10 protein-coding genes are annotated in these 13,517 nt (G+C 38.8%); 2 read left to right on the top strand and 8 right to left on the bottom strand.

Features of this window, described 5'->3' with window-relative positions; all coding sequences use genetic code 11:
• The first annotated feature begins 634 nt into the window (after window positions 1–634).
• Window positions 635–1,135: a fatty acid hydroxylase gene (locus tag H6G76_RS29095; RefSeq protein ID WP_190708844.1), complete on the top strand. Its 501-nt coding sequence runs from the start codon at window positions 635–637 to the stop codon at window positions 1,133–1,135.
• 203 nt (window positions 1,136–1,338) lie between these two features.
• On the opposite strand, the gene H6G76_RS29090 is transcribed toward H6G76_RS29095, so the two are convergent.
• Window positions 1,339–1,878 carry a WcaF family extracellular polysaccharide biosynthesis acetyltransferase gene (locus H6G76_RS29090; protein WP_190708842.1) on the bottom strand — a complete coding sequence of 180 codons (540 nt, stop codon included), beginning with the start codon at window positions 1,876–1,878 and terminating at the stop codon, window positions 1,339–1,341.
• 907 nt (window positions 1,879–2,785) lie between these two features.
• On the opposite strand from H6G76_RS29090, the gene H6G76_RS29085 reads away from it, so the two are divergent.
• Window positions 2,786–5,287: a hypothetical protein gene (locus H6G76_RS29085; protein WP_242056558.1), complete on the top strand. Its 2,502-nt coding sequence runs from the start codon at window positions 2,786–2,788 to the stop codon at window positions 5,285–5,287.
• A 316-nt stretch (window positions 5,288–5,603) separates the two neighbouring features.
• Here H6G76_RS29085 and H6G76_RS29080 read toward each other — a convergent pair whose 3' ends face one another.
• From H6G76_RS29080 to H6G76_RS29050, 7 genes are all read right to left on the bottom strand, one after another.
• A complete protein-coding gene (locus H6G76_RS29080; RefSeq protein WP_190708841.1) occupies window positions 5,604–6,161 on the bottom strand; it encodes a YdcF family protein in 558 nt (185 codons plus the stop codon).
• A gap of 6 nt (window positions 6,162–6,167) precedes the next feature.
• Window positions 6,168–7,184, bottom strand: coding sequence for an SGNH/GDSL hydrolase family protein (locus H6G76_RS29075; RefSeq protein ID WP_190708839.1), 1,017 nt, complete (start codon window positions 7,182–7,184; stop codon window positions 6,168–6,170).
• A complete protein-coding gene (locus tag H6G76_RS29070) occupies window positions 7,184–7,969 on the bottom strand; it encodes a glycosyltransferase family 2 protein (protein ID WP_190708837.1) in 786 nt (261 codons plus the stop codon). The genes H6G76_RS29075 and H6G76_RS29070 overlap by 1 nt, the downstream gene beginning before the upstream one ends.
• 8 nt (window positions 7,970–7,977) lie before the next feature.
• Window positions 7,978–9,102: a glycosyltransferase family 4 protein gene (locus H6G76_RS29065; protein ID WP_190708835.1), complete on the bottom strand. Its 1,125-nt coding sequence runs from the start codon at window positions 9,100–9,102 to the stop codon at window positions 7,978–7,980.
• Window positions 9,103–9,113: 11 nt separating this feature from the next.
• Window positions 9,114–10,328, bottom strand: coding sequence for a glycosyltransferase (locus H6G76_RS29060; protein WP_190708833.1), 1,215 nt, complete (start codon window positions 10,326–10,328; stop codon window positions 9,114–9,116).
• 137 nt (window positions 10,329–10,465) lie between these two features.
• The gene (gene asnB, locus H6G76_RS29055) at window positions 10,466–12,259 is read right to left on the bottom strand and encodes an asparagine synthase (glutamine-hydrolyzing) (protein ID WP_190708832.1); all 1,794 of its coding nucleotides are present in this window, start codon (window positions 12,257–12,259) and stop codon (window positions 10,466–10,468) included.
• Window positions 12,260–12,267: 8 nt separating this feature from the next.
• Window positions 12,268–13,386 (bottom strand): glycosyltransferase, encoded by a 1,119-nt coding sequence (locus H6G76_RS29050; protein ID WP_242056557.1) that lies wholly within the window; start codon window positions 13,384–13,386, stop codon window positions 12,268–12,270.
• Window positions 13,387–13,517 lie beyond the last annotated feature (131 nt).

Here is a 13,517-nt window from a genome sequence, read left to right as displayed (position 1 = left end):
ACTTTACTCAAGTCGGGAAACCCGCCCACGCAAGTGTCTCCAGAGGGCAGGAGGGAAGAGGTTTTTAGCTATTTTGCCCAAGACTTATCTAGTTAAGTTTATTTGTGCCTTTCTACTTAATATTAAAAATCAGTAGATTTTTGCCTGCTTTGTTTACTTTTGCCTATTGCCTGTTGCTTATTGCCTTCCTATTAGAGGTTTTTTTAGTAATCAAACCGGACTATTGTACAAGTTAATTCTTCTTTTGGTTAGTTTTTAACTATATTGAGTTTTTAAAATTCAAGCTGAATAATTTTCAGACAACCCTTAACCTAAATTTGTACAAATTTTAACCCTTTCTTTGCTCATCCAGTCTGTCTTAATAAGAATATTATGAGGGGAGAAATAAAAAACTACATTAAATCTATCGAGATTAAGATGTATTTATTTCATTCCTTTAAACCAAAAGTTAAATTACAGTTTTTCCTACCTATGGCTAGATTCAAAATTGGGCATAAGTAAAGCTGTAATTTTTCTAATTAGGCATACTCTTAGCCTAGAAAATGCAGAGATACTGCTTGCATAGCAAAAAGTCTATTCTGCAACTATCATATTGAGATTTTTGTGTGGATTTTTGACTGAATGAGGAGTGCAAATGCTTGAGACTATAGCTGTTGCTTGGTTATTATTATTTGTGGGTGATTTTTTATCTACATTTGTTTATCACATCCCCGATCATGTTTTTGGTAGTCTCCACTTAAAAACACATCACTCCTGGAAGAAAGACTTTCGCCACTATGCCATATTAACTTTAAATTTTCAGGTATTGTTAGATGGCATCTTAGGAGCTTTACCTTATCTAGTCATGGCAGCCATTTTATGGCATTTATCTCCAATTGGCGTAATTTTCGGGCTACTATTAGGACAGTTTCACGTGTGGTGGAGACACGTTGCTGTTTTAGGTTGGCAAACTCCACATTTAGTAAATGTTGTGTGCAAAATTCTATTCATCACCACTCCAGAAAGGCACTGGCTACACCATCATAAAACTAACTTGGGTTTTGGTGATATTTTCACTTTTTTTGAACAACCTGCACAAACTTGGTTGCGTTGGTTGCGGCTTTTAAGATTACGTTTGCGTGACTCACGCACTTAGTTAAATACCATAACAAATATAGCCTCTCTGACTGGGAGGCTGAGACTAATCCTCTGCAATTACTAATTAATATAGTGTTAGTAAAGGCATCTACAGCAGATGTAAATTAGCTACAAATTTTAAGAACAAAGTGATATACCAACAGCATTTCAAACCTATTGCCTATTGCCTGTTGCCTACTTCCCTATTGCCTACTTCAAATATCACATTTTTCTCTGTTTGATAGGTTGAGCCGGATTACCTGCGTAAATCATCATCGAATCTAAGGATTTTCCGGTAACACTTCCTAAAGTTAACACTGCTCCTTTGGCAATTGTTACACCTGGGCCAATTACTGATTTAGCCGCAATCCAGCTATTTTCTTGAATGTGGATAGGGGCAGTAATTAATTTAAAATCAGGATGGCTCCAGTCATGATTTCCTGTGCAGAGATAAACACTTTGAGATATGCAAACATGATTTTCAATCGTCACAGTAGCCAGGTTATCTATCCAAGCTTCTTCTCCTAACCAAACATAATCGCCGATAGTTAATCGCCAAGGAAACTTGATACGAACTCCTGGCTTGATACGCACACCTTTACCAATTTGCGCTCCAAAGCTACGAAGTATCCAGGCTTTAAAAGCTGATGTAGTTAGCCAACGGTTTTGTACTAAAGGCGAGCCGAGGAAGTACCACAAAACTTGTTTCCATAAAGGTGCGCCAGGAGTATAAGTACCAAGGGTATAGTTATCTAACCGCATAAGTCAATTAATTAAAGTCAGTAGATTTATCAAGTTAATCGCGTAATAGTCCAGATGAAGCCGACTGTGGAAAATACTTACAGTACGGGAATTTTGACTTGTCTTGGGGGGAGCAAGACCTAGCAAGCAAAATGTCAGATATAAATTTTTCTAATTATCCTTATACAGTGCTACCAAGCATGAGAATAGCTTGGGGTTGGTATGTTTAGTGAGACGCGATCGCTAAACCTACAGCAATCAGAATAATTAGGGTAAGGGTAAAGGATAATGAACCCAACATTAACTATCTTTTAAGTTTGCGCTTAGATAGTTTTACTTATATTTACACTGATTGAGCTTAAGTTTTTTATAAATAATTCTACCATCATTTTGACGATAAACAGCATAACTTCTATTGACTGATCTCCAACAAAGACTAAAAACTCATTAACTTATCACCCTAAAGGCAAATTCTTGGAGATTCCTAAAAGCTTTATCAGCTATAGCTTATAGAAGTTTTTTGTGTAATAAATTCGGGTGATTTTACTACGTTTGGATTCTATAGTAAATGAATTTATGGTAAATTTACCCATGCGGATTTTAAAAACTTCATGTTTATTGGGGAGGTATCAGTAACGAGTGTTCACGGTATCTTTTTGATTTGACTAATCGCATTTAAAACCAATGCTCTAAAACTTAGTTTTTTAATCAATTCAACTTCACGTTAGTCGAAATTAAAGATTTCGGCTCAGATTTAATCTGAGAGTAAGTTTTATAGCTTACTTGAAAGAATCAATTGTTAAAAGGCTGCCAATTGGTGGTACTTTTGTACGAATTCCTGTTTTGTGTGTCCATCCCTAAATTGTTCTGAACTTCTGAATTATCAGATACAAGTGTGTTCCCAAGATGACATAGGCTAAGAGGTTCTATGAAGCTTTTTAATAATCTTCTGACAGTAGTTTATTCTCCTACTGCCCTATTTTTTGCTGCCTATTTTGGTGCGGTTCCCACCAATGCAGCTAATCTAGGCGCAACGAATACATCCCAAATAGGAAGCTATTCAACCGCAATCAAAGACACAAATAATAACTCTGTTCAGAATGGTGAGTTAAAGAAATTTATTACCAACGTACAATTAGCACAGGCGACAACCACACCCATCCGCATCGAAGCGGAAAAGATGACACGCAGTGTGTATCGCTTAGAGGCAAGTACATTTGCTTCTGGTGGAAGCATGATCAGCTTGGCAGGGGGTGGTGAGACAGAGACAGGGACTGCCACAACCAGCTTTAATGGCACAGCCGGAACCTACGATGTAGTTGTGGCTTATTTTGATGAAAACGACGGCGTTGGTAATTTAGCAGTAAAAATCAAAGGCAACCAAGTTGCTTCATGGAGCCTCAACGAAAATCTAGGAACTAACTACGTCACTAATAACAATTTAGTGAAGCGTACCGTAGCAACAGGCATCACACTCAACTCAGGAGACGTGATTGAAATTCAAGGGAACGACAATAGCGGAGAGTACGCCAGGGTAGATTATATAGAATTAGTACCCAAATCTGCACCAACACCAACACCAGCATCAGCACCAACAAGTACTTTTTGGAAAGAGCGGATTCTCTCTGCTGACGGAACTATAAATTGGTCAGAATACACCAACGTAGCGCAGAACTATCACAAGCGCGAGATGCTCGATTATCGTTTCGGCCCCAAATATAGCGACTTTCACTCGACAGCAGAATCGTTTCCGTTGGTATATCAACCATCAAAAGATGGGATAATTCGCAAAAACGCTGGTTCTTGGTGCCGCGTCAACCCAGGGGCAGACGGTGACCCAGGAGCAGCTTGGATGACCTCAGGACAGATGCTATTTTCTCCTGATGCAGATGCACCACCTGAGTATCGGTTCGGCTCATCAAATATGCGAAATTCTGATGGAGTTATCAGCTTTGTAGATAATGGGTTGTGCTTGAGGGTACGTGCAGAATGGACTGGAGATTGGTGGAATCGGAATAATATTAGTACTCCTACAACTCCAGCAGTGCAGGAATATTATGAGGCTTCAGGCAATACACTGCCTCTACCACCAGTTGCCACAGCTAGAGGTGTTGGCGGTGCTTCTGTGACTGGCTTTTTAGCCTTCCAAAATGGTCTGATAGGGATTGCTGGAACTGGCAACGATGGATATACCTCGGAAGGCTATAGCTACCGTTCGGCAAAACTTGATGCGGGGAAAGTTCCGACAGCAATGACGGTTACTAATAACAACGAATTTGTCTTAGTAACGGTTTGGGATACTTATAACCGTAAGGGACAAGTAGCAGTATTAGCGGTGAAAAATCGCCAGAACGGACAGGAGAAGAGATACTACTGGGGACTGCCTGGATGGCCGACGGTGCAAGGTGTGAAGCTGATTGGATATATTGATTTGCCGTTTGCGACACCGAATGCAATTGATGTAACTGTCAGCACAGTACTGGGAAATACAAGAGGACATAGTGATAACGTCGATGACGATTTGAACCTACAATCAGTACGTAACCTTTGGTATAACAGGCAATGGGATGATGTAAATAATAATAAGTGGAAGCAGACGGCTCAAAGTGGATATGCGATCGTTAGTTCACGAGCAGAAAATAAAGTTGCATTTATCGACCTCCGTCCTCTGTTAAAGTACTACCGTAAGATGCACTTGACTACTCAAGACAACTTCAATCAAACAAAGAATGAAGGGGCAAAGCCTAACCAATGGCCATATGCATTTAGTTACGCACCAGAGCAGAAACCAGTTGTATCAAAAGTATTAACTATTAATCAACCAACATCGGTTGCAACGGGGAACTGGTACAATACTGCTAAAAATCCCAGATCGCAACAAGAAGGTGAAGAACGCAAGCCTTTAATGACGGCATATATCGCGGCTATGGATGGTACTGTACGGATGTATGATGTCGAGTCGCTGATTGATCCATATGCTACGCCTGCTGTTCCTAACAGTCCGTTTAAAACATTCAAAGTCGGTAAAAATCCAGTTCAGATGTTTCATGGATTTTTTAGCACTTCTAACGATGACTTGTTCATTACCAGTCGTGGTGACCGAGCTATTTACTACGCATTTTACAATGGCACAATTAACGGAGTGTTGCGTGATTCCCGCCTGAAAGATCCTGTAGGTGTGGCAGTATCAACAGATGGTGCTGGATTTGGTGGTGCAGGGGCAGGTAAAATGATGTACTCTCATGTTATGTCAGTCATGGACTTCGGCGGCAAACAAGTTGTTAACTATATGGTTAATGACGGGTTTAATTGGAATGGAGAAAGAATACCATTTGTTGACTCAAATGGAAAAGAATTGATCTTCATGCATGGATTTTCTAATCCAGTTAATGGCAACCCCTTTATGGTTACTTTTGACGAAGTAATCTAAAATCTTAGTTCATGTAGATTGAGATATAGCAGGGGACAGGTCATAGGTGATAGGTGACAGGGTTAAAAGTCTTTGAGTGTCTAAGTTTTCTCATCTACTGATGTCTTAACAATTAGAACCTTGTACATATAGCAGGGAACAGCGAACAGAGTTGAAGTTTTTCAACTCTGTTCATTGCTATCAGGACTTACGCACTGAGGCTATCCTTTAAAGCTGGGTGAAAGGGTTTTGAACACCAACACCCTTTTACCCCCATACCCCTGCACCCTTACTCAAACCCTTGATTTCTATTATCCGGAGTTAGTCTTTGCTATATTTACCTGCCTGTATAACCTGTGAAAACCCAAAGTAAGGAACGGACAATATCACGAATAATTGAAAGTATAGGTTCTTGAGGTGCGTTTGATGGGACAGTTAGGGGTGTAAAAATGATACCTCTGCTGCCGAGGACAATAGTAGCGATCGCCCTGGCTCTGTGCATATGAAAATCTGAAGTTATCAGATATAGGTGTTGTATCTGACGTTGCTGGAATTTGTCTACTAATGTAGTAAAATTAGTCACAGTATCAACAGCAGAATAATCAAGATTAAGTCGGCTTTCGGGAATACCTGCGGCTTGAAAAATTGCCCTGACTTTTTGAGGGTTAATACTAGAAGAAATCCAAATTTCTAGGTTTGGATAGTATTGAGCGAATTGGGCGGTAAACTTTTCTCTTTCTCCTGTGAGTCCGCCAAGCATAAGGATAGCTTGGGGTTGAGGTGCTTGTTGAGATGTGATCGCTAGACGCACAGGAATAGAAAGTAGTAATGTCAGAAAACAACTAGCTAGAACCAAAATCAAATATTTTTTGATTTGGCGATGCAACTTAGCCATGAACAATCACTGAGAACGCGAAGGTGACGCTAAAACACAACCGGAAAATTTTTGCTCTATGCAAAGCTGCTGAAAAATTAAATTAGCTGCTGTTTTGTACCCTGCTTCGCTTAAATGAACTTCATCTCGAAAGTAGGTTGCAACAACATTAGTTGGTAGTTTAGACCAAGCTTCGTAAGTATCAAATATTGGTACTTGTAGAGACTTCAGCACTTGCATAAACTCCGGTTTATAAGGTGGAGTTGCAGGTTTAGGAATTAAGTCGTAACGATTAGGTGTAAACAGTACATAAATAGGAATTTTTTTCTCACGCACAAGCTTGACTGCTGCTTTGAAAAGCTCCATGTTCTTCTGAAATTGCTGATTTACTTGTGCAGGAGATAACTGAGGAATTTCTTGATTAGAAAATGGGTTTAAGTTCACATTTCCTAAAAATCGAGGTAGTATATAGCGCGTCAAAGCCTCTTGAATTGCTAAAAGAGGAGGATGATTTGGGTAGTTAGGATCTTTGCCTACGCGTTCACTTGTGCTAGTCGGTTGAGTGAGGTCATGCGTACCAATTTGCAAAATTACAGCATCACTGTTAAAAGTGCCGAACTCTTTTAAATAACCTAAGTGATTACCAATTCCCCATGAGCCAGCAGAAGCATTTAATATTTCTGTCGGCTCTCCTGAAGCTTTGAATTTATCTTCTAATTGTTCAGTAATTATTTGTTTTTGGTCAATAGGATTGCCGCCATTGAGAACGGAATCTCCAACCATTAAGATTCTCAAGTTTCCTTTAGGTTTTAGTAAATTTATAGGTTCAGAACGTTGAGAATACTGGTTATATTCTATTTTTTTGCCAAAGCGAACTAATGATTGATTAGGCTGAAAACGGTAGCCTGTATAAGTATCAGCTTGACTCAAAACAGGACTGCCTAGCCCAAATGCAATTCTTAAATAAATCTCAATACATACCAAGATAGCAATAATAATTATTAGTATTTTATATTTACGAAATTTAGATAAGATTTTATTCATCAATTTTTATTATTCTGGTTTTGATATAATTTCTCATATTCTATCAAGCGGATGGATAACAAAGTTTCAGCTAGCATTCGCTGAAAAGCATAATACCAACCAGCCCAGCCGTCTAAAACTCCTGCTTTTAGAATTAGACAATAAAATAAGATAATAAAGGGAGCAAATAGCTTTTGCCTGCGGATGCGATCGCCTAAACTGAGTTCATGTGCTGGAGTCTCTAGTAATTTCTTAACTTCAATGATCATGTAGCGATCCTGCGCCCATAACCAACGACTCAAAGATTTGCGATCGTCATGATGGAGATAACCAGAAAGCATTGCTGATTCACCAGTTACTTGCAAAAGCTGAGTGTGTCCATCATCTATATAAATTGCTTTGTCTTTGCGAAACAGAACCTGACGAGGCGGAAGTATTGTACCTCTTAAAGGTTTGCCAAACACACAGTATTTAAATCTGGCAAAGTAACCATTTATCTGGACATCATCTGGTAAAGCTGCAATTTCAGCAGCTAACTCATCTGTAACAATATAGTCTGCATCCAACGAAAGCACCCATTTAGATTCTATTTTGTCTAAACCATAGTTCCATTGAGTAGTATGGGTATCAAATTTTTTTTGAAATACTTGCACTTGGGGATAAGAATGCAAAATTTCTAGAGTCTCATCATTGCTATAGCTATCAACAACTACAATTTTTTCAGCCCAAGACAAATGTTTAAGGGTGCGATTAATATTAGGTGCTTCATTATAGGTGAGGATGAGAGGAGTTACTTGTTTCATCATCAAAAACCTCACTTTAATAAGTCTTGAAAGTTAGAAATATACAAGTTAGCAATACGTTCGTAACTTAATTCAGATGCTTTTTGGCTAGCTTTAATACCCATCTGTAAAACATCTTCTCTAGGATTAAGAATAGCCATTCTTAGCGTATCTGCTAAATTTTGGGCTGCATTAGAGCCACGATGGTCAAAGAAATAGCCTGTGTTTTGGTGTTCTATATAATCTTTGAAGCAAGATAAATCTGATACTATCGTAATTAAGCCACTTGCCATTGCTTCTAGAGGAGCAATAGGAAAGGCTTCACCTTTTTCAGCCAATGAAGGGTAACAGAATAAATCTGCATCTCGATATATCTCTGCAAGTTTATTAGTATCAAAAATCGGTTCTAAAAACTCAACTTTTAAACCTTCAGCTTGCAATTTAAGCTGATTGAAATACCCTTCGCCACCGCCGCCTTGATTGCCTCTTGTCGGCCCTAAAATTCTTAACTTGGTTTGAGGAATTTGTTGAGATAATAAAGCAAAAGCATCTATTAAAAGATGAATTCCTTTTTCAGGATGGATTCTACCGACGTATAAAATTACCTTTTCTGAACGCTCTGGTTTGGGTTGAGTAGGCGGATAAAAAACGCGAGTGTCAACAGGGTTAGGAATTAGTCGCATTCGGGGAATTGCATTAGGATACTGTTGAGCAATTCCGTCCCAAATTGCCTGCGACAAAACAGTAAACAAATCTACACGAGAATACAAAGGGTACTGCCCTTTAGGAAAGCGACCGACACTGACAACAATTTTCCCTACTTGAGAACGTAGTGGAGCAAATACAGGCAACCAAAAATCGTTGATTACTAAAATATCAGCTTGGGGTAAAGTCGGAAAAGTCAACAGAGCATAAGTTAAATCTTTCAGCAAGTCGAACCAGATATTGGGACTTTGGGAAAAACCACCTCTACGGATGTATTCAACACCGTTAATTATTTCTGTATCAGGTTGTCCTGGATAGGAACGACATAGAATAGTCACCTTGTGGCCTGCGGCGGCAAATTCTTCTGCCAAACCTTGCCAGAGACGGTGATGCGCTCCTCCCTGTAGCGTGGGAACAGGGAACCAAGGGCCTGTAGCAATAGCAATTTTCACATTGACCTCTTCTAAGCGCGTTCACTAACTTGCATACAACTGGGAAGAGTACCCCCATTTAAAACCCAATGGTAAACACTTACCATATCTTGAGCGATCGCATTCCAAGAGTATTTGGTTTCAACTAAATTTCGCCCCTTTAAACCCATTGCTTGTCGTTGGCTTTCAGGCATTTCTATCGCCTCTATTAAAGCATCCATAAGTGCCTGCTGATTATCTTCTATCCACCAACCACAACCATAAGTTTCCAAATCTTTCCAAGGCGCACCTTTGGTAGTAATTACGGGTACTCTGTAAGCTAAAGATTCTGCTATGGCGATGCCAAAATTTTCTGAATGAGTTGGTAGCACAAACAAATCTGCGTTACACAAAGCAGAAGCTTTTTGTTCTCCCGAAAGCATTCCTGTAAATGTAACTTGGGGTTGTAATTCCAATTCGGCTGTTAACTCTTCTAGTTTGGCTTGATAACCGATTAAGTCAGGGCCAGCAATGATTAAATGCCAGTCAGGAAATTGACTTACTAGTTTTTTCCAGACTATAAGTAAGTTGTCTATGCCTTTTTTATGATGAATTCTAGATAAAAATAAGAGCCACTTTTTATGAGTTAGTTCAGGGAAACGATTGAATAAAACTTCTCGACTGGGTAGGTTACTCAAGTCAGGTAAACTGACTCCATTAGGAATTAAGGCAATAGGTTGATGAAAATTGAGTTTGCGAATAGATTGGGCTTCTTCTTCGGATGTTGCATGAAATGCGATCGCTTTTTTTAGATTCTGCTGTTCATACAGATACCATGCAGGTAATTTTTTGAACCAGCTATTTCTTAAAGACCATGACTCCAGCATTCCCCTTGGAGAAATTATCAATGGTAAATTATTTTTGACAGCAGCTTGACGAGCATATAGATTCGGAAACATCCACAGCCCATGATTATGAATTAAATCTAATTCACTTGATGCTATTTGTTGTAAAGCATAGCCAGCACTAGGTTGAAATCCCCGCAGATATTGGGCTAATTTTGTTGCAGTATAACTATGAAGTTTGACATTTTTAGTCGGGACTTGTTTCCCGGCATTTTGATAATCAAGAGTGAATAAATGAGAGTAAATTCCTTGGTCAGACAAAGACTGAGCTAGGTTAGTTACAGAATAAGCCGGGCCGCCAACAACTTCGTTTATACTAGCAACTACCTGACAAACCCTTAGTTGCTGGGGATGTGTTTTCATATAGGAATCCGGTTTAATTAATGAACATACTGGTGTAGTCAGGCAATAGGCAATAGGCAATAGGCAACAGTAAAGAATGCAAGTAAAAATGTACTGAGTTTTTTCAAAAATTAAATATCAGTTTTATATTTAATAGTTTAATTTGAAATGTTGTCCCACCAATGCTGAAGTAGAGCCAGACTCCAACGACGATACCACATACCTAGCGGTATATCTTTGAAATCAGGAACTCGCCTAAAACACTCATGCCATTCATCTTGTAGCCATTGTTGAAACGGGAAGTAAAACCCACGTTTGGGGCGATTGTAAACCCAAGTCGGCAATTCTGGAACGGCTTCAATTAATAACTGTTTGTTAGCCATTAAACGCAGATTGCTAGGAATTGAAGAAATTGTCTCTACAAGCATACGGTCAACTAATGGAACTCGCAGTTCTAAACCCCAAGCCATACTCATAACATCGCTATCTCTTAATAGCTGATTACGCATATAGCCACTAATTTCTAATAAACTTACTTCATCTTCTAATGTAGGCTGAGAAGTAATTTGATTCTTGTTGTAGCGATGAGGTAAATCACGATCTGGAAGATATCGTTGAGCTATTTTGCAAGCTTCTTGATGAGAGAATATGCCGCGAAAACTGCGGTAAGCGGCGCGGGAGTCGGGAGGTTGCTGTAAGAAATCTCCTAAGCGACGTAGTTGAGGCGATCGCGCCCAATTCTCTAACCCTTTTCCAATGCCAATATTGAGAGGATAAAAAGCCTTAATCTTTCTACCTAATTGCACCATTTGCGGAACTTTTTGGAAAGAACCATAACCGCCAAATAGTTCATCTCCACCTAAGCCAGAAAGCACAACTTTTGTGCCATCGTCATGCGCCACTTTAGAGACACAAAAGGTATTAAAGCCATCTATACTTGGTTGATCAATTGTTTCTAAAAATTTGGGAAATAGAGCTTTAGCTAAATCAGCAGTAATTTTATATTCTGTATGCTCAGTATCAAATTCTTGAGCCGCTTTGCTGGCAATGTCGCCTTCATTCCACTCTGATTCGGCAAATGCAATTGAGTAAGTTTTTAGTATACCTTTTTGGGTTTGACGTGCTAAGGCTAAAACTGCTGTTGAGTCAATCCCACCACTCAAAAATATACCTACAGGTACATCACTCACAAAATGGTTTTGAATGGAATCAATTAAAGCAGCCCTGACCTTTTCTTTCGCTTCCGCCAGGGAAATTTCTGCTGGTGTAAAATCAATTTGCCAATATTGTTGTTGATTAATTTTACCTGCTTGCCAATGCAAATAATGACCAGCACTTAAGCAATAAACTCCTTCAATTAACGTATTTGGCTCTTGAACAGAACCACTAATTAAATAACCATACAATCCCTCCGCACTCAAATTAATTGCAGGTAAACGGGATGCCAGAATAGATTTAAGTTCGGAAGCAAAAACTAATGTTGAGCCAGATTGACAATAATAAAGTGGCTTTATACCTAAAGGGTCACGAGCTAAAAAACAAGTTTTTTCAACATTATCCCAAATAGCAAAGGCAAACATCCCGCGTAAATAACGGACACAATCAGAACCGACTTTTTGATAAAGTTTGAGAATTACTTCTGTATCTGTTTGTGATTTAAACTGTTCGCCTTGACTAATCAAGTCGTTACGAATTTGTTCAAAGTTATAAATTTCACCGTTGAAAACAATCCAGTAACGCTCATCAGGCGTAGACATAGGTTGATGTCCAGCAAAGCTGAGGTCGAGAATTGCTAGACGAGTATGAGCGAGGGCGGCTTGTTTTTCTTGAGCAATATAAATACCAGAATCATCAGGGCCACGATGCCTTATAGCGGCTTGCATTCCCTGAATAATGGTTTGCAAGTTATCTTGATGCTGATTAACTGTCAGAATTCCAGCAATACCACACATTTAAAATATTAGCTCCTTAAACTTGCCTGGAAATACTCATCCAAATAGCTAGCCAGAGTAGCTTGAAAGCGATCGTACCCAAAAGTATTAATTACTTTATAACGTAGTACTTGAGGTTGATACATTAAAGCATGAGGATAAGTACCCTGTAAAATTTGAATCAGCGTTTGAGCAATTTCTTCTATATCATCAGGATTAACTAATGCCCCAAGTTCACCATGACAAAGTGCATCAATTGCGCCATCTTGATTTCCTCCTAATGTAGGTTTTCCACAAGCTAAAGCTTCAAGATAGACAATGCCAAAACCCTCACCTTTACTCGGCATAGCAAATACATCACACAAGTTATAGTGAGGCACTAATTCTGCATCTGGGATGAATCCGGTGAGAGTTACAGACTCTTGCAAGTTGAGATTTTTAATTAGTTCTTCAATGCGAGGACGATCATCACCTTTACCAACTATTAAATAGTGAACGTGAGGAATTTGCTGGCGAATTTGCGGTAATGCGCGAATAACTTTGTCGTAACCTTTGTAACCTTCACTACTAGATAACCGAGCAACCGTTAAAATAATTGGCTGTTCTGGAGTTAAATGGTACCTTTCTAAAAGGTGCTTTGGTTTAGGAGCAATTTCAAACAAGGATGGATCAAATGTGACTGGTAAAAGCGAAATTGAATCAGGGTTAATGGCTTGTTCTTTGAGTAGGCGATCGCGTGTATATCCACTAACTGAAAGTATTTTTGCTGCTGAGAGTAAAGCTTTTTGTTTAAGAGGATTTTTCAAACCCCAAACATCAATTCCATGAACTACTACCCAGTATGGAATTCCTGTTATCCGATGAATCCAGTAAGCTACAGGAGCAAAGTTAATGTGACCCGTTAAAATTAGATGCGGTCGTTTTTTGAGTGATGCTAAAATCAAACTCCAAGCAAAATAAATGCTTTTGATAGTATGGGGTATATTGCCGTAAAAATAGAATTTAATATTATTTGCAACCGAGAGTTGCTTATTTTGTTGTTTATCTAATTTGTTATAAACTTCTATGTTTAAATTAGGAATATATTCATTTGTTGCTTTTAATAGATAAAATAAATAACTTTGGATTCCTCCCTTGGCTTCAAACATATTTGGAAACCAAAGATGAATTTTTTTGTTTTTGATATTTTGCATTTAAATATAATATTTATAGGTGGCTGTAGAGATGATTTATAAAATAAAGCTTAAATTGTAGTGGCGTGTCTAGACTAAAATGTTGC

It is taken from the genome of Nostoc sp. FACHB-152 (assembly GCF_014697475.1).
In the GTDB taxonomy this organism is placed as follows: domain Bacteria; phylum Cyanobacteriota; class Cyanobacteriia; order Cyanobacteriales; family Nostocaceae; genus Nostoc_B.
This window is presented reverse-complemented; position numbering and strand designations above follow the sequence as displayed.